This window comes from Pseudomonas sp. SK2 (assembly GCF_016772395.1).
Lineage (GTDB): Bacteria > Pseudomonadota > Gammaproteobacteria > Pseudomonadales > Pseudomonadaceae > Aquipseudomonas > Aquipseudomonas taiwanensis.
This window is the reverse complement of sequence record NZ_CP061944.1, coordinates 731915-749914: the sequence shown is the minus strand read 5'-3', so window position 1 is coordinate 749914 and position 18000 is coordinate 731915. Positions and strand designations below refer to the sequence as shown.

The following is an 18000-nucleotide window of genomic DNA, read 5'->3' as shown; positions in this document are numbered from 1 at the left end:
GTGGTTGAACAGGGCAGCTCGGCGGCGATGGTTGAGCGTGCTCACAGATCAAATTTCCGTTTTTTTTACCTCGACCTGAGGTATGATTTACGGAAATCATGAAGGAGTGAGCAATGCGCGAATTCGAGTTGACCTCTTTATCCGCCAGCGGCCGCCGAGCTGCATTCATTGACGATCCAGATCGAGTAGAGGCACGGCTGCTCAGTCTGCACCCTGATCTGAACACAAGGCTGCTTCGTGACGCCATCTTGGGTGGCCTCAATGCGCGAAACGATGTCACCCGAGCTTCTGCGCCGACAGCAGCAGGTGTTCAGCAATGGCTGAAAACGGTGGAAGACCTACGCACGTTGCTAGGTACTGAACGGTGGTATATCCATGAGCAAAAAAACTGTCCGTTTATCACCTCTCCTGACCGGCTAATATCCATTGTTGTAATGACTGGTAATAGTGACACCGGTTGGGATGGCACTGAAGACCCCACTAACCAAGCCGAGAAGGGAGCTGTAGCCGAAAGCTACATCCAAAAAAATCAGCAACTTGAGCTATTCAATCAAGATTCATTTAAGCTAGCCAAAGACAAAAGTAAAGAAACTCAAGTTTGGGCTTTACTCTACCATTATGACAAAGCTCTTAATGAGGTAAGATATGAGTTATCCTTACCAACCGGCTTCGGCAAAAAGAAGATTACATCATGGGGCGAACGCATAGGCCTCGGCAAAATATCCAATAACCCATCCAGCTTTGAAATCCTCAGCGATGAAGTGATCGAACCCGCATCTGTAGAAGTAGCACCAAAACCGGGAATTTAACGAGTTATAGAATCATGCCAGAAGTAAATCCCAAGCAAATTTCATTTGCCAGGGTAAGGAGACGCCTTACAAAATCCCAGCTGGCGAAAAAACTTGAAATAACTAGTCGCAGCTTGCAAAACTACGAAACTGGCGCCTCCGCACCGGACGATAAGACGCTTCAAAAAATAGCAATCGCACTGAATTTCCCACTCCAGTTTTTTTATTTGGAAGAGGAAATGCCAGAAATTGCAGAGCATACAGTTAGTTTTCGCAAGCTATCGAAAATGACAGAGGCTATGAAAGGCTGTGCTTTTGCAGCAGGCGCCATTGCGCTTAAAATCAACCAATGGATTGAAGAGCGTTTTAACTTACCAATCCCCAACCTTCCAGACCTGAGTGACTTGACACCTGAAGAGGCAGCTACAGCGCTCCGAAGGATGTGGGGTTTAGGCAACGCCCCTATTCACAATGTTATTCACTTACTGGAATCTAAAGGAATCCGTGTTTTCTCGCTGGCCGAGGAAACGCGCGAAGTTGACGCATTCTGTACTTGGTATGAAGAACAGCCTTTTATATTTTTAAATACCCTTAAATCTGCAGAACGAAGCCGCTTCGATGCAGCACATGAGCTGGGACATTTAGTACGCGACGTTTACAGCATGCGGCATGGCCAAGCTCACGGACCAGAGATGGAGCGACAAGCCGATGCATTCGCTTCAGCTTTCCTTATGCCTATGGCAAGCGTAGTAGCGAATCCGCCTCCTGCTTTCACCATAAAGTACTTAATGAAGCTTAAGCATTACTGGGGAGTATCACTGGTTGCTATCGCATACCGCTTTAACTCACTGGGAATGATAAGCGAGTGGAACTATCGAAGCCTATGCATTGAAATCGCCAAGCAAGGCTATCGTACCAGCGAACCAGAACCGATGGAACGAGAAACTTCCCAACTCCTTTCCAAGGTCATGGATCATCTCCAAAGTAAAAAACTAGGCCGCCGTGAGATTGCCGAAAGCTTAAGTATCAGCACGGACGAAATAAACTCATTGACATTCCACCTCACTAAACTATCTGTAGTTCCCGGCCGCTCGGAGAACACAAAAAACCAAGTTAAAAAGCCTCCAAAATTAAGACTCGTCTAACCACTTCGATGCTTTAGCATCATAGACAAGAAACCAAAGGCGCAGACTCATAATCACCTGCGCCCTTTTACCACTACTTCACACTATCAAGTCGCGCGGTTTCGGGATTGTAAACCTTTTGAGTAATAGACCCGTTGCGAATACTTTCTACAGCTTCGTCAATAACATTCAGAGGTACGAGGAACCATTCTCTAGGCTGTACCGGATTACCAAAGCGGTCGGGAATGGTCAATTCTATTTGGGCACGACTGAACAGCCGGTGAAATAAATTCTCCATGCGGACCCGATTGATGTTGTGCAGCTTATAGGTAGCTACAACTTCAACCTCCGCTAACAGGTAAGTGGCATCCTTATCGGCGCCTGCGATACGCGCACCTACCTTACCACCAGTGACGCCTATCTTGTGGATTAGCGCGCGATGCTCAGCTACAAAGGGATGCGTTGAGTGACTACGTAACACGTAAATAGTGCCGCTCTCGATATCGTCTGCCTCCAAAGCTTCGCCGAACAGAGGACCGGCATCAGCATCGGTGATTCTTCGGCCGGCGTCGTCTTTATACAAAGCTCGTACCAGCGACAAGCGCAGCATATTGCTCTGCGTGCCATTGGAAAAAATCACACGCAGACGCGCATCTTTCTTACCCTGAGGCGAGTCAAAATCCTCACCCTCTTCGGCCACGTACGCTGTTTGGCCACTGAGAACGAACCACTGTCCAGCCTCAACGGTGGTGTCCCTCATGAACGGACGGGTTACTCGAACACCCGACTGCAGTTCGCGTTGGACCTGCTCAAACAGCGGTTGGAAGCTCTCAAAGTCCTCGCAACGCTCGCGCTGCGCAATCTCCTCGGCTTCACGCTTCTCGGCGTTGCTGCGAACATGACGGAGGTTTTGGATGTCAGCCCCATCATCTTCCCCAGCCAGTTCTGCCAACAGCTCATCGTCCGTCATCGTGTACTCGCCTTGCGGCTCCCGTACCTCAACGGCATTCAACAGGCATTGATGGTCAATCGGCTGCAGCAACGCGCGGCATTCATCCTGATCGCGCAGGCGATCCAAGCGCACGGCATATAGGCGCTCGAAAATCTCTTTGTCATCGCCGTGGCGTGGCGCGCGGCCATGCTGCTCAACGAAACGTTGAATATCCTCAAAGCCAGCGATGATGCGCTCCTCGCGAGGCGTGCGACCGGTCTTCTTGTCTGACGTGGCAAAATCGGAAAGCTCTGCTTCCAACTCATCCAGATCTAATTCATTTGACATAACGGCCCTCTTTCTTGAAACGCACAAAGGCTGCTGCGCCTTCCGCCATGCTCCGCTCCCAAGGGTCTTGAGCAGTCAGGGAAGGTACCCGGCCATGATCCTTTTTGAATTTTACTGCTCGGACGGCGAGGTCTTTGGCCTCATCTAGCGTCAGACGGGTACGCTTGGCACCGATCACCGCAGCGACCTGCTTGAGGCTTTCCTCGCTCATGGTCTTGGCCAGAATGGCGTATGCTTCGCTAAACGGATTGATCCGGTCGATCAAGTCAATATCCAATTCGCGCACATCCATCGCAAATCTGCGCACACCATCAATCAGAGCCGTGCTGGGGACGCAATTCCCCCCGATAAGCGTACCCTGCGGATCATCACCTAGTACCAGTTGCTTGGCCTGCTGGGTCAGGTTCAGAGCAGTAATAGCGTGCTGGCGAACGGCTTCCTGATCCTCGGCATCCAGCTCGGGATATTTGTCGCGAATGATCTTGCCCATCCGCAGTTGAGTCAGTTCCTCGGGTACCAGCTCATCATCGAACAGGCCACGCTCGATATTGGTTTTGTCCTGTACGAAGCTGGCAATGACCTCGTTCAGGTCTTCCTGGCAAATGCGATTGGCTTCAGGGCTCTTGGGTTCAGCCAGCCCCTTGATTTCGATCTGCAGATGGCCGGTTTCGTGGTTGAAGCCCACATTGCACTTGTCCGGCTGATAGCCTGCATCTCCGTAGTCAAAGCCTTCCTGCGGCCCACTGGTGGGTGATTTCGGCTTGAACTCAAAGCGCGGCGCCAGAACCTGTTCCATCAAGAGACTGGCGGCAATCGCCTTAAGCGTGTCGTTTACGGCTTCGGTCACTACCTTCTCGCTGGCATCCGGCTCGGCGATCAGGTTTGTGAAGCGCGCGCGTGCTTTGCCGGGAGCATCGCGGGTCGCCCGCCCAATGATCTGCACGATCTCGGTCAGGCTGGAGCGGTAGCCTACTGTGAGTGCATGCTCACACCAGATCCAGTCGAAGCCTTCTTTGGCCATGCCCAATGCGATGATGATATCGACATGATCGCGGTTGTTCTTCTGAACAGGATCTTTCAAGGCGGCCGAGACTTTGTCGCGCTTGGCCGAGTCGTCATCCACCAAGTCGGCAACGCGCAGTATGCGCCCATCGGCGGTTTCCACCAATTGGAACCCCGTCACCGGGTCGGCGCCTCGCCACTCGCCCAACTCTTCGATGATATGCTCCACCTCGCGCATCTTGTCCCTGGTGCTTTCTCGGGAATTTACGTTGGGGATGTGTACGATGGTTTTTTCGCTCGGATCGAGCACATCGAGGATACTGTCGGAGTAGGCCCCTGAGTAGAAGTAGTAACCAATGTCCAGATTCTTCAGGTGCTCGTAGCCGTTGAGCTGTTCGTAGTAGGTGTAGGTCACAGTATCAAAGCGGGCTTCGTCGGCAGGTGACAGCACAGCCTCGGCATCACCCCGGAAGTAGGAGCCGGTCATTGCCACGATGTGCACCTTATCGCGGGCGATCAGTTGTCCCAGATACGTGCCCAGTCTGTTCTCCGGGTTGGCGGAAACGTGGTGGAACTCATCCACGGCAATTAGCCGATCATCGAACGCCGCCACCCCGAATTTTTCTACCGCAAAACGGAACGTCGCATGGGTACAAACCAGCACTTGGTCACTGCTTTCAAGGAACGCGCCCACCGCATTGACTTTTCCACCGTCATCGGTGCCGGGGGCATCACATAGGTTCCAACGCGGTTCCACATGCCAGTCAGCCCAGAAGCCATGGCGGCTAAGTGGCTCATCGTGAAAGCTGGAACCAATCGACTTTTCCGGCACTACAATGATGGCCTGCTTGATGTTCTGGTGGGCCAGCTTGTCCAAGGCAATGAACATCAAGGCCCGGCTTTTACCGGAAGCAGGTGGCGACTTGATTAGCAGATATTGCTCACCACGCCGCTCAAAGACGCGCTCCTGCATGGGGCGCATGCCCAGCTCGTTGGCCTTGGTGGAGCGGCCGTTCTGGGCATAGGAGACGGAAACTGAGGGAACAGATTGGGTCATGATTTCGCTTCCATTCTGGGCTTCATGCCTGCAGTTTTGATAAGGACAAAAATGTTCATCATTTGGCCTTCCGTGCCTTCTGGGTGGCTGTCATTTTGGTGTACAACTCGAACAGCTTTTCCAAACGCTCAGTGTCGTTTTTAAAACGACGACCGATATATATACGCTCTATCACCTCGTCATTGCGATCATGGGCGGCACGGAGGTCAGAGGGCATTTTTTCGGGATCGTACAGGTCCGCGATGGTGGCCGGGAAGTGACGCTCGCGCGCAAGCAAAATGTCCTCCGCACAGCGTGTGAGATCGGCCTTGTTTTTCTCGGTCAGTGTCGGCACAGGGAACGTGTGCCAGCCGAGTGTGTTCGAATAAGAAAAGTCCATTCTCATGCGGACGCATACAGTAGCGATCCAGATCAAATGCATCCGGCTCGCCACTATTGAGAGTAGCCACGTTTCGGGCCTGTATATCACCGCAGCCCGATCAGAAATGACTGTCGTATCATCGACAAACCCTACTGGCAAGTACGGGCGGCGCTCGGAGGAGACGCGGGGAACAATTAGCGCGTTTCCAGACCTATGAGGCGCGAAAACAAACCGATGAGGCGTGTCTGCATTTGCGTTCGCCTGTTGTCCCTTGCTTTCGGCCCTAAGTGTTCGAACGTTCTCAAACCTCTCACAAAGCTCGGGAATTAAGCGTGCATCATCAACTTCCCCATCTTCAACCCACAGGCAGAAACGAGGCACGCCATTGATGAACTCAGTCGATCCAACATACGCTTTTATGAACCGGGCGGCCTCAGGGCGTACTGCGACAAGGCCGTCCTTCGCTGCTCGGTCCAAGATCAGGTTACCGCCATCTGTAGGCTTGTTTCCATAGTCCATCCGAGGCAGGCCGTTTACGGGGCGGGGAGCCTTTTGAACAATGACATTCCCAACGGGAATAAGGTATGGCCCGATGTTATCTACGACCCGCCTTTCATCACCCTCAAAAAGTATCTTCTTGCTAGAGCGCGCGGATGAGATGCCGACAATGACCACAGTCACTCCCGCGTTCGCGGCCGCCAGATTGCTCCAGTGAAACGGACGATGAGCGAAGGATATTTCCAGGCCTTGTCCAAAGACCAAAGGCCATAGCATCGCGACTTGCTCACCTTGACAAATCGACTTAGTAGCAACAAACGCACATGCACAATCGGCCACCGCGTGAAGGTAATCCGCAGCCTTCAAGTACCAAGCGGCAACGTAGTCCAAGTCTTTGAAGCTGGGGGCGCGACCAGAGAATAAGGCCGCCAAGTCGTCTTGCTGATCTTTGTCTCTCCATCGACTGCCGAGATAGGGAGGATTGCCGCAGATGTACGTTTCGCCGCCTTCATTCTCAAAGTCGATCTCTGCTTGGTCGAGGAATGAGCCAAACAAATCATCAGCCCGCATCTTCACGCCAGTTCCAGTCGGAGGGCAAACACTCAACCAGTCGAGACGCAGCGAGTTGCCGCTGGTAATCCAGTTCTGGTTGCTAAGTGGCAGGAACTCGAGAAGGGCCTCCTTCTGACCTCGATACAGCACGTCACACTGATATTCGGCAATGATCAGGGCCAAACGGGCGATTTCGGCCGAGAAATCCCGTAGTTCAATGCCCCGGAAATTTGTAAGAGGGATATCACTCTTGCGTCCAGGCTCGCCACGACGCTCATTGATTGTGTTTTCAATCTCTCGCAGTTGTTTGTAGGCGATAACCAGGAAGTTTCCCGAGCCGCAAGCAGGATCGAAGACACGAATATGCGCCAAGCGCTTACGCAAATTGAGCAGCGTGCGCGGGTTATCTTCTGCCTCTTCCAGTTTGGCGCGCAGCTCATCGAGAAACAGTGGATTCAGCACCTTGAGGATGTTGGGCACACTGGTGTAATGCATGCCCAAGGCACCACGCTCATCGTCATCGGCCACGGCCTGGATCATGGAGCCGAAGATATCCGGGTTGATCTGCTTCCAGTCCAACGCGCCGATATGCAGCAGGTAGCTACGGGCAATCCGTGAAAAACGCGGTACGTCGGGCTCGCCGGAGAACAGCCCACCGTTAACGTAGGGGAAAGCATCCGCCCAACGCGGCAGGTTCGCCGAAGCACGCTGGGCAATGGGCGTGTTCATAGCTCGGAAGATCTCGCCCATCACCTCATGCAAATTGCTCGCATCGCGGTCGCTCATCTGCGCGAGAGTGTCAGTGAACAGGCCGATGCCGTTAAAAATGTCGGTGTCTTCGGCGAAAAAGCAGAAGATCAACCGCGCCATGAAGTGATTCATCTCATGGCGGCGTTCGGCGGTACCCCAGGTCGGGTTGTCCTTGAGCAGTTCCACATAGAGCCGGTTCAAGCGACTGGTAGCACGGATATCGAAGGAGTTCTCGCGGATCTGCTTGACTGTGGAAATACCCGCCAGCGGCAGGAAAAAACCAAAGTGATCCGGGAATTCAGGGTAGGCGCAGGCAACGGTTTCACCACTTGCCAACTCCTCCGCCTCCAGCATCTCGCCATCAGTGGCGAGCACATATTTAGCCTTTGCCCGCGCAGTGCCCGGACTGGCTTTGAGGGCCGCCAAGGTCTCCGTGACTTTGCCACTCTCGCATACTGCTAAGTGGATGTTGCTAGTTTGCAACACACCACCCAAATCGGATTTGTTGGTTGCCCCCGACCGCAGACGCTTCAGGGTGGTGTCCTTGTTGCCGAAAGCCTGTAGGAAGGCATAAGGGAACTCGATCCGGTCAAACGGCTGTTCCGCTAGGTCGGTGATGGCTTGTTCGATTTCTACGGCGTTCATGTGAGGCTATCCCGGTCGCTACTGCGAAGAAGCGGCTCAGGCAGGCGCGGAGCCTGCCGTCCTTGCAAAATGATGGATGATAAAGGAATGAGCATGGTGCAGGTGAAAGAGATCCATGCGCTCGTCGGACATTAGCATTGCCGAGCCGCCGGTTACTCTCCACTACTAGTGCATTGAAGCTATCCATGATCGTGATACCCGCAGGACTTCAAGGCTGTCTTACTCCGGCGCCAGCACGTCGAAGTATTATCTTCGACGGAGGCGCTTCAGTTGGCCCTGCCGTAGGCATCGAGCTCCCTCAGGCCTCAAGCGCAGGTGCTGAGCATCTTTGTCGAGATACTTCACAGCCTCGTGCCCATGGCGGCGAATTGCTCGATCACTCCTCAGGATGCGACCGATACCCTGCGCAATCAGATCAAGCATGGCGGCGCTACGTGGAACAGCAGCGTCAACCAGGATCAGTTACATGATTGTGCCAACCTGCTCGGCAAGCGGGTACCGGTCATCATTCTGCTGATGCTGGATAACCCAGAAGCGTTGTGGGGTGGATGCTTGTTATCCGTTTGTTGTTTAGCCAGATGACCGCGATAGGTGCAGAGGTCACCTGACAGGCGACACTACTGGTGAATCGGCGCACACAAAAAATCTGACAGTCCCGCGGGACTACATCGCCGCCTCACGTTCACCCGTGCAACTGCATCCAGCAACGCTATCCCCTGACCGCGCCAAGCGCTCTCCCCACCAGCGGCACACTCGCTACCTCCGCATCCACCAAGCACCCTGTTTCCAAATCAAACGGCAGCGCCCACAACTGCAGCCCTTCCCCGTAATCAAACACTGGCAACGGCCGTTGCAAACCAGCCCAGTATGGGTAAATCAGCACCAGTCTCGGCACACGTCCGCCGCTACGGTATTTATGGCCATACGCGAACAGTTGGTAAAAATCACTCTGGCTTAGGTTGTAGTTCTGCTCAGCGTTGCGGTGGTCAATGCGTTTCCACTTAGTGTCCAACACCCAGCGTTGCTCGGCAGTATCCATGAGCAAGTCCGGCTTCAGCCGGAATATTCCTCTGTCGCCATGGCGACAGAGGTCCTCTTGCGACATCTGCGCTGTCAGCTTGACACCCGGCCTTAACTGCTTGTCAAGCGACTGCTGCACATAGCTTTCGAACAACCGCTCCATCGGGAAAAGCAGACTCACCCCTTGCCAAGTGCCCTGCACCGCAACCGGCATCTGCTGGTTCAAGACCAGCTCGCACCAGGGCCTAATGGCGCCGTAATGTGCCATCAGGCGATCACGGCTCCACAGGCGGAAATCCTGTCCGACGTGCCGGCTGGCAGGTATCTCTGCTAACAAGGCACGCAGCTCGTTGGCGAGACGCCAGTTGGCAGGCAGTTGGGTTACCTTAGCGACCCGTTCCAACGCGAGTTTCAGCAACCGGTTTTCCGCACGGTCCGGCAGATAGACGTCATGACGCACTTGAAACTGGTGCTGCCGCCCCGGGGGCTGGCGGAGCTGCGCCACTACATTGAGCTGACCACGCAAAAAAGGTCGTTCCTCCTCGACGCGTGTGTAGTCGAAACGAATACCGCGCTTCACCAAGGCATCCAACTCATTCAGATACTGCCCCATCACCCATTCAGTGAGCGGTGCATCGAACAATTCCAGCGCCGTAACTGATACCTGCCGTGGCTTTAAAAACAGCGCCGCTTGAATCAACTTTCGTAACAGCGTGCGGCTCTTGAGCACGCAGTCACCTTGTTCGAAATGCTTGGGCAGTATTTCAAGCCGTGTGCCGCAGGGAGTTTCGATAACGCCCACATAGCTGTCCCATTTAAGCGACTGCCGGCCCTCGACCTGCAGCAGGGTCGCGCCAGCGCGGTTGAAGCTTGCGCTGAGGTCGCACAGCCAGTCGAACGCCGTTTCCGAGATGTGCGCGCAATCCAGGTTGCCCGGCGGCACCGGCGCCGTGGTAAGCCTGGCGTACTCCCGAACGATAACGTTCGTGCTCACGCCGTTTGCTCCTCCGGGGTAATGGCATCCTGAGTGCTGGCATGGACACTGATCACCCCGGCATAGGCCGTCGGCCGACTGAAAGCCAGCGGGTTGATACGCCACACCTGGTCTTGCGCAGGTACTTTGTCGCCAAATAGCGCCAGCAAGTTCTGGGTTTCGCGCAGCACGAAACAATCGGTGACGGGTTTACGGTGGTCGTTCAATACCCACTGGATGCGTTGCCAATCTTCGAAGAAGTATTCCTGCAACAGCGGCAGTACCTGGTTGCGGAAAATCAGCTCCAACTGCGCCAGCGTGCCACCGTTCAGCAACGGCATAAAGTAGGCGTGCCCCAGGCAGTGCTCGCGATCGAGCAGCACTTCGATACGTTGGTTCATCACCCTCAACAATTGGCCAATGTTCACCCCCTCGACCGTAGTACCATCCAGTAAATGTGGCTCTGGCAACATTTCTCTGAATACAAAGCGCCGGCGCAACGCGATGTCGAGCCCGGCCAGCGAACGATCTGCGGTATTCATGGTGCCGATGAGGTGCACGTTCTGAGGCACGGTAAACGGCTTTTTCGAATAGGGTAGTTGCAGGCTGAGCGCTTCATCCGCACCATCGCGCTTGGAAGGCTCGATCAGGGTGATTAGCTCGCCGAAGATACGCGACACGTTGCCCCGGTTGATCTCGTCGATGATGAGCACATAAGGCGTGTCCGCTGGCGAGGTGGATACTGAGGGTTCGACGGCTTTAACACCTTCGTGCTGCAAGTAAGTCAGCAAGTCTGCCCAGGTGAAGCGGTTCATCGCGTAGACGGTTTTCAACGTGAACTGACAGCCATCGTTGATGGGCAGAATGGACAGGTTGATGTCCCGATAAAGCCAACGCACTGAGCGCACATGCTGATAATCAGGTTTCACCCCATCGGGCACCGTGGCTTCATAGCGGTACTCGCTCGTCACTACTCCAATGGCGCCGACCTTCTCGGCCGACTGGATACACAACAGAACGTCCCCCACTGCCATTTGCTCAGCAAAGTAGTTGAGTGTGCCTTTATCACCGGAGCCTAGGCCCTGGTAATAGTCATTGGCTTTATAGTCTTCGCTTAAGTCCCCGCTATCGCCCCATCCAATACGGGCCTCGCCATGCGTCAGGCAATAGTTTTTGCTGGGTGACATGCCAGAGCCGTCGATGGAAATTTTCCAGATGGCAGCGTTGGGGCGAACCCCCAAGTCTGCAACAGGCTGCGTCTTGGCGTCGTCGCAGATGCGCTTGAATACACCCGCTTCTACGGGGTAACGCAACTGCCCCGTTTCACTGTCTGAATCCGCGCGGATGCCCTCGACGAAGTCTTCATAGCTGAAGCTCTGATGGAAGGTCACGAAGCGCACGCGCCCCGCGGAAGCCAAGCGCTCGAACTCGGCTTTCAACCGCTGGCGAGCTTCAGGAGAATTGCCGGTGTTCTGTGCCAGGAACTCGGGCGCAAGAATTGCCAATGCCTGGTTGATGGTGGCGTACGTTTTGCCGGTACCGGGCGGGCCGAACAATATTTGATTGAGCGGGGGCTTGGTCGCCAACAAGTCGATAACGGCCTCCGGACCTTCTGGCTCAGCCTGGTCATAGTCACTAGGTACCAACCCACTCCCCTTCAATGGTAATTGCCGGTTCTCAAGTATATTGTCAACGGTGCTCATCCAAGCCTCTACATCGGCTTGAGTGGGACAGCGTTGCGCGCTGATTTCCCAGCTTTTTTCTTTTGCTTCCATCAGCGCCCGATGATCCGCTACTCCGCGAAGTGAACAGCATATTTCACCTCCATACCAGTAAAGGGTGAATGCAGGTTTTCCTTTCAGACTGTTTTGCTCACGCACGCCAATCCGGATATCCGCTGGGGTGATGTTAACCGTCCAATGATCAGCCTGTGGGTAGCGTTCACGGAAACACGTGAGCAACATCCAGACCCACGCCTGCTCCTCAACGGTACCTTTCTCCAGAAGCTGAATCACACGCTGATCGGCATAGCCCGCAATTGCACCTCGCGAAAGCTGTCGCTGATACTCAAGCCACTGCTTTAGCCCACTCTGCACGTTGTTGCTGTTGCTCGCACCAATCTGCGCAAATTCACCGCCTGGGCCGTATTGCTGGTAGAGCATCGTCAACTCATCCACGTCCGTGATCAGCAGCACGTCACGCCCCAGGTGGTTATTGATGGTATTGAGGGCAGAACGGTAGCCATTGGCGGTATTCGGTGATTTTCCGGTATCGGTTAACCAAACTTTGAACAGCTTTCCTTGCGCATGACTCACAGGTGCACTCCAGTATTTTTTAAGCGTCAAACGGGCTTGGCCGAAGTAAATGTGATCAGGCTCGACAACACTCCGCCCCGAGCCCATATGATGGTTTGTCTTCTAGGCTGTAATAGGTTTGCAAGCCCCAAAACGAATCGATGTACAGCGCACGATGATTGCCCGGCGTCCCCAGCATTGTTGATCAGTCTCAACGCAAGTACCTGCTGGGTGATGCCGAACGGGGCATGATGCGCTGAAGTCTGCACCCAGTGTTTCATACTCGACAGACATAGGGCAATTAGCCATCATTCACCGCTACTTTCGACTATTTCCTCGCGAATGACCAACCACACCGGCCGCTCGCCCCAGCATCGGACGCATGCCTTTGAACGTGATGAACGTAATGCCCCAACTCTCCCTCTCCCCTACAGGACCGGTCAACGAAGCCGGCGAGGCGGTGCACTTCCGCCAAGGGGATCTCGACGGGGCGTGCGGTCCTTACAGCTTGATGATGGCGCTGGTAGCCAATGGTACTGTTGCTCGCTATGAAGCGAGTTACATGGGACTGCAAGACGGCCGTACCCGGTTGGGGAAATTTCATAACCGGCTGGTCGAGTTCGGTGGGCTGATCAACAGCGGCACCAACGAGTACGACCTGGACTGGTTACTGGAATGTTTCCGCAACCAACTCAGCCTGAAAAAATTCAGCGGCACAACGCGCTCGCTTGTCACTGATCTGGTCGCCGCAGTCAGCGCTGGATACTCCACGATCATCGGGGTGGACTGGCCGGGCGGTGAGGGTCATTGGCTGTTGGTGGTCGGCTATCAGGGGCAACTCATCGACGGACCAGAGGCACGTTCCAAAACCAACGTGACTCATCTTCTGTGTCTGGACCCGATGCTTGAGGCACCGCGGGTATCGTTGTGGAATGCCGTTCTGGAGGTTCAGACAGCCGAGGGGACTGTAGTGAATGCAGGGCCTTTCCCGTCCAATCATTGGGGCGGGATGGAGCCTACCAAGTGCAAGATCACCAATGGCTTGGCAATTGGCAAACGATAAGCGGTTTTACCGCCTAGGTGAGGTGGGTCGTTGCAATCAACTTGCCCCACCTCACCACCTCCACTCCGCGAAAAAACCACCCTATGTAGGCCTCGGACTACCCTCTCCCTAGAACCCGTAGCTCATCAGGGGCTACGCAAATCACCGGGCTTAATATTGATCATGGTTTCGGTGCACGAGCATGAGCTCTGAAAAGGCGCCTAAGCCTAAGACAAAATCTGACCTGGACGATGGCGTATTGCCACCAAAAAAAAGAAAGCCTAAACTAGTTGGGCGGTCCCAAAATGTATTGGGGCAAACAGTGCATACAAGCAAGAGGAATGCAAAATGGGATTATTTGATATCGTTGCTGGCATTGGTAAAGCAGCGGTCAAGTCCATGGGAGATGCGGTCACAAAGCAACAACTTGAAGCCTGGGATAAAATGCGCAACGCATCTTCCGACCGCCTTAGAGATTTTTACAATCAAAATAACACTAGCGAGCGTAACAATGCTTCGAAACGCGCTCTTGCCTTGGCTGCTATGGGGGGATGGGAGGTTCAAGATTTATTGAAAAATGATGAGCCCGCACTTCGAGCACTGAAGCGGCTTCGTGAAAGTGTTTCACTTGACAGCTCTCATTCCGCAGAAACCCTCCGCGATTCAATTGACCGAATTTTACGATAAACTACGTATAAAGGCCGCCTAGGTTGCGGCCTTTAGACTTAACCGAATTTTGGAAGCCCGTCGTAAACTGACCTCACCAACTCAGCACCATATTTTCTCTCCAAGCGCCTGACGGTAAAGTGTCCTCTTGCCATATCCTGAAAGTGATCCATAAATATAGTATTTATAAATGCACCTCCTGCCGCACCAATGGCCGGAACAGCTTGCGCTGCAACTTTCTCAGTGACTTGAATACTAAACCGTTCTGCAATTGCGGCTATTAGCTTCACTAGGACTGGAGCGCCTTCCTCGGTAAGCTTTTTCGTTACGAGAAACTCAGAAGCACTTGCAACTGACTTAGCAAGGGCTGTTCTCACAGCGTAATATGTACTTTCAGCGCAGTCATCATCAATACTTTCGCCGCCAAGAGCAAACACCGTTAGACAAGCTTGTTTGGTCTCGGCGTCAGATATTGACTCGCCTTCGCTTCTTGCGATATCGGCGATGGAACGCATCATAATTGAGGTCGAGATCGGAAGCTCGATTGCCAAAGCTGGCAATCCAAAAAAACCTCCAATTCCGCCGGTGACAGCCACTCCCAACTTATGCCAAATGTTGGAGGATTCCTCACCCGGAACATCTTTCATCGTGAAGGTAGCCATATCTGATGCTTTGAGCAGAGCTGTCTTTACAACATCACCAATATTTTTGTTCCAATCCTTAGGCAACAACTCAAATCCCTTTTCGATTGGCGCACCTAAAAGATTAGTGACCTTCACTGCAACGCCAGGATTCTCCAGTAAATTTCTTGCATTCTGAAGGGCCTTCAAATCGGTGTCAGAAATTTGGTCCATCATGGTAAACCCTCGAAGCCTGAACACACCAATGGAGGCCATATGATATCACTGTTTTTTGATTGTGATAAAATAAGGACGCTTACCGAATCGCCAATAGCCTTGGACTATTGCAAACAGCATCCGGCTCTGGTAAAGATCAAAGATCTCCGGAGTACGCTGCTTCGATTCCTGGCCAGCATATACTTGGACTACCAGCCCTCCCTGGGCACGCGTCAAACCAAACCGCCGCCCGCCTCACGCGCCGTTTTCTCACGCTTCATGTCGCTATATTCCCGATACAACTCATACCCCTTGGTAGCGATGACGATAAACCCGACAAAGGCAAAGATATTCTTCATGGTTGAATGCTCCTGATTAATCGACTTGTTTGCCAAACCCTAAAATCGCCGCCGCGCCAGCAACTGCGCCAACGCCCCCTTAAACCACCCCGCAGGGCGCATCTTCAGCGCCTTGCTCCCACATTTCGGGCACTGATCCACCCACTCCCCCGGCGCCAACGCATCACTGCGCGGCGCCACTGTTTTCGTCCAGCCACAACCTTCACATTCAAAGGTGAAGGGCCTGGGTCTGATCGCCATTTTCAAGCTCCTTGATCCCTGTGAAAGCTCACCGTTTTCAATGCACTTAACTCCACGGGTAAGCCAGCTCAATCTGCTCATCAAACTCCCCCCCACCCCGCAATACTCCCGCGGAACACGCTCAATATCTTCGGCCACCTGTGCAATCACCTGCCGCAGTTCTAGGCGCTCAAGCCAGCGCTGAGGAATAGCGTCAACGCCATACTGCGCACCCAGCAAGTGACCGACAACCAGCCCTGCACTGCTGCTGTCACCACTGTGGTTCACCGCCGCAATTACCCCTTCTTCAAGAGACCGCGCAGTCAACGCACACCACAGCCCAATCGCCAGCACTTGTTCAGCCCCTCAACCAGCGGCAAAGTCATCAATCCGTTGCGGGGAGGGTGCATACCCCTCGTAATAGAAGAACATCACGCGCTCGATTAGGCTGCGCGCTTCCTCCATGCCAGGCACCTGTCCATACCTGGCCAGACTCTGCGTCACGGCGTGCTCCAGGCTGCCTTGTTGATCGACTACCCGTTGAAGAATGTCGGCGAACAGCCCTGCCGTCAGGTAACCCGTCGGGTGTCCGTGCGTCAGCCGCCCGCTCTGCGTTGCGTAGTCAAAGGCATTGGCAAAGAATGCACAGGGTGCGACTCGAACCAGGGCGCCACAGCCCTTGCTGTAGTTTTCGGCAACCGCACCTAATCGCGCGCTGACCTTGAGCGCATTCAGGCAAGTTGTGTCAGGGGCGCGACGCGACCAGAGCTCCGCTTGCCTGATCAGCCAGCCATCTGCGGTTACCGGTATCGTCGAGGGGTGATCCTGAGTCGTCAGCCAGCGCAGCAGTGCATGATGGATAACGCTGGGCACATGACATGCCAATCGTGAACTGCCCAGCACATAAGCCCGCAGCAAGCCTTCTGCCGTGAACAGCATCATCTGTGTACTGTCGCTAACCGCACCGGCAATACCATAAGCGGGGGCAAAATCAATGATACCGTGCGCCCCGAACCTGGCCTCGAGCGACGGCCACTCAAGAAAGTCCACGGCGCAGCCCAGCGCATCTCCGGCGGGACCACCAAGCAGGCAGCCTCTAATCCGTTCAATTCTGTTCATGCTTGACGCTCACCCGCAGCAACCAGGTCCTGCAAGACCACCATCTTGCGCTGCAACTGCGCCACATGCTCCCGCTCCGCCCGCAACGCCGACCTCAGCTCGCGGTTCTCCATTTCCCAGATCTGCAACCAGCGCAAATCCGTCTGGCAATGCTCGACCTTCTTACCCGGATCGCCCAGCCTCAACCCCTGCTGTATCAGCAGCAGGATGATCCCCATCGCTACCAATGCGCCCGTCGCAACCACTTCCGGCATAGTCATGCTCATGTCCTTTGCTGCCCCCGATGTATTCCGAAGACCAGCCAAAGATATGTAATGGAAAATTACACGTCTAGAATGTAGACTTATACAGGTAAAATAATCACGCATATGGAGAGGGTATGAAACGTAAGCAATCCATCGAACAAGTACGCTGGGACCTGGCACTTCGTTATCGTTTGATCGAGACTGTTGCCTGGTGGGAAGGCCGGCTGACCACGGGCCACCTGATGCAGAGCTTTGGCATCAGCCGCCAGCAGGCGTCGAAGGACATCAACACCTACATCACCGAACATGCGCCCAAAAACTTGACATATGACAAGCAGCTCAAGGGTTATGTGCCGAGCAAGCTTTTCAAGCCGCTGTTCATCGACAACAGCGCCAGCGCCTATCTGCACCTGCTCTATCAAAACAATGAGCGCGCCCCGCACATCGACGGGCTGGCTCTGGCGTATGCGCACACTCTGGTACTGGAAGTGCCTGACCGCCCCATTCGGCCAGAGGTACTGCGCCCCTTGCTCAAGGCCTGCCGTGAGGGCCTACGCCTGGAAACCGAATACGTGTCCTTCAATACCCCCAATGTCGAGGTGCGCCTGATCGCCCCGCACACGCTGGTCTACACCGGCATGCGCTGGCACGTGCGGGCCTATTGCGAAAAGAACGGCCAATACCGCGACTTCGTCCTTAGCCGCCTGCGTGGGCAGCCAGACTTGCTCGACGCATCGCCGAATACGCGCGAGCAGGACGAAGACTGGAATGTCGAGGTGCCGATCATCTTCGCGCCTGATGGACGGTTGAACGAGGCGCAGAAGGCAATCATCGAAACCGACTTCGGCATGACGCAGGGACGATTGGTGGTGCCTAGCCGCAGGGCCTTGGTGAAGTATGTGTTACAGCGGTACCAGATTGACCATCGCAACATGGCGATACTTCCCGAGGCCCAGCAACTGGTGGTGAGCAACCTCCAGGAACTGCAGCCGTGGTTGATGAAGTACTGACATTTAGATCTCAGCAGCGTCAACCTGCTCGACAAGCTGGTTCCGGTCATTATTCTGCAGATGCTGGATAGCCAGAACACATTGTGGGGTGATACCTGTTATTCCGTAGTCGTTTAGCTCAGTGACAGCGCTGGACCGAGGTCGCCCGGAAGCTGGCGACC

Annotated in this window: 14 protein-coding genes and 1 pseudogene; 6 read left to right on the top strand and 9 right to left on the bottom strand. The window is 54.2% G+C overall.

Going from position 1 to position 18000, the window contains the following annotated elements; genetic code table 11:
- The first annotated feature begins 113 nt into the window (after positions 1 to 113).
- Together IF103_RS03285 and IF103_RS03280 are read left to right on the top strand one after the other, a co-directional pair.
- Entirely contained in the window at positions 114 to 809 is a 696-nt protein-coding gene (locus IF103_RS03285; protein WP_202675867.1) for a hypothetical protein, read from the top strand.
- 14 nt (positions 810 to 823) lie between these two features.
- Positions 824 to 1933, top strand: a complete 1110-nt coding sequence (locus tag IF103_RS03280; protein WP_202675866.1) for an XRE family transcriptional regulator — start codon at positions 824 to 826, stop codon at positions 1931 to 1933.
- 73 nt (positions 1934 to 2006) lie between these two features.
- Here IF103_RS03280 and IF103_RS03275 read toward each other — a convergent pair whose 3' ends face one another.
- Genes IF103_RS03275 through IF103_RS03265 form a run of 3 tightly spaced genes read right to left on the bottom strand, consistent with a single transcriptional unit; the run spans position 2007 to position 8056 of the window.
- Positions 2007 to 3191: a GIY-YIG nuclease family protein gene (locus IF103_RS03275; protein ID WP_202675865.1), complete on the bottom strand. Its 1185-nt coding sequence runs from the start codon at positions 3189 to 3191 to the stop codon at positions 2007 to 2009.
- Positions 3181 to 5250, bottom strand: coding sequence for a DEAD/DEAH box helicase (locus IF103_RS03270; RefSeq protein WP_202675864.1), 2070 nt, complete (start codon positions 5248 to 5250; stop codon positions 3181 to 3183). The genes IF103_RS03275 and IF103_RS03270 overlap by 11 nt, the downstream gene beginning before the upstream one ends.
- Positions 5251 to 5308: 58 nt before the next feature.
- The gene (locus tag IF103_RS03265) at positions 5309 to 8056 is read right to left on the bottom strand and encodes a class I SAM-dependent DNA methyltransferase (RefSeq protein ID WP_202675863.1); all 2748 of its coding nucleotides are present in this window, start codon (positions 8054 to 8056) and stop codon (positions 5309 to 5311) included.
- A 315-nt stretch (positions 8057 to 8371) separates the two neighbouring features.
- On the opposite strand from IF103_RS03265, the gene IF103_RS03260 reads away from it, so the two are divergent.
- Entirely contained in the window at positions 8372 to 8638 is a 267-nt protein-coding gene (locus IF103_RS03260) for a hypothetical protein (RefSeq protein ID WP_252189452.1), read from the top strand.
- 127 nt (positions 8639 to 8765) lie between these two features.
- Here IF103_RS03260 and IF103_RS03255 read toward each other — a convergent pair whose 3' ends face one another.
- Both IF103_RS03255 and IF103_RS03250 read right to left on the bottom strand, forming a co-directional pair.
- Positions 8766 to 10070 (bottom strand): McrC family protein, encoded by a 1305-nt coding sequence (locus IF103_RS03255; RefSeq protein WP_202675862.1) that lies wholly within the window; start codon positions 10068 to 10070, stop codon positions 8766 to 8768.
- Positions 10067 to 12364 (bottom strand): DUF8426 domain-containing protein, encoded by a 2298-nt coding sequence (locus tag IF103_RS03250; RefSeq protein WP_252189428.1) that lies wholly within the window; start codon positions 12362 to 12364, stop codon positions 10067 to 10069. Before IF103_RS03250 ends, IF103_RS03255 begins: the two co-directional genes overlap by 4 nt.
- A 361-nt stretch (positions 12365 to 12725) precedes the next feature.
- Here IF103_RS03250 and IF103_RS03245 point away from each other — a divergent pair, with 361 nt between their 5' ends.
- Together IF103_RS03245 and IF103_RS03240 are read left to right on the top strand one after the other, a co-directional pair.
- Positions 12726 to 13406: a cysteine peptidase family C39 domain-containing protein gene (locus tag IF103_RS03245; RefSeq protein ID WP_202675860.1), complete on the top strand. Its 681-nt coding sequence runs from the start codon at positions 12726 to 12728 to the stop codon at positions 13404 to 13406.
- A gap of 327 nt (positions 13407 to 13733) precedes the next feature.
- Positions 13734 to 14072 (top strand): hypothetical protein, encoded by a 339-nt coding sequence (locus tag IF103_RS03240; RefSeq protein WP_202675859.1) that lies wholly within the window; start codon positions 13734 to 13736, stop codon positions 14070 to 14072.
- Between the two features lie 38 nt (positions 14073 to 14110).
- Here the strand turns inward: IF103_RS03240 and IF103_RS03235 are convergent, their stop codons facing one another.
- The 4 genes and pseudogenes from IF103_RS03235 to IF103_RS03225 all read right to left on the bottom strand — a co-directional run bounded on the left by IF103_RS03235 (position 14111) and on the right by IF103_RS03225 (position 16844).
- On the bottom strand, positions 14111 to 14908 hold the full coding sequence (locus IF103_RS03235; RefSeq protein ID WP_252189427.1) for an EcsC family protein: 798 nt from the start codon (positions 14906 to 14908) through the stop codon (positions 14111 to 14113).
- A gap of 212 nt (positions 14909 to 15120) precedes the next feature.
- Positions 15121 to 15246 carry a hypothetical protein gene (locus IF103_RS25100; protein WP_286675680.1) on the bottom strand — a complete coding sequence of 42 codons (126 nt, stop codon included), beginning with the start codon at positions 15244 to 15246 and terminating at the stop codon, positions 15121 to 15123.
- Positions 15247 to 15285: 39 nt separating this feature from the next.
- Positions 15286 to 16584, bottom strand: a pseudogene (locus IF103_RS03230) (ADP-ribosylglycohydrolase family protein).
- The gene (locus IF103_RS03225) at positions 16581 to 16844 is read right to left on the bottom strand and encodes a hypothetical protein (RefSeq protein WP_202675858.1); all 264 of its coding nucleotides are present in this window, start codon (positions 16842 to 16844) and stop codon (positions 16581 to 16583) included. The pseudogene IF103_RS03230 and the gene IF103_RS03225 overlap by 4 nt, the downstream one beginning before the upstream one ends.
- A gap of 119 nt (positions 16845 to 16963) precedes the next feature.
- Here IF103_RS03225 and IF103_RS03220 point away from each other — a divergent pair, with 119 nt between their 5' ends.
- Entirely contained in the window at positions 16964 to 17839 is an 876-nt protein-coding gene (locus tag IF103_RS03220; protein WP_202675857.1) for a BrxR family helix-turn-helix transcriptional regulator, read from the top strand.
- The last annotated feature ends 161 nt before the right edge of the window (positions 17840 to 18000 follow it).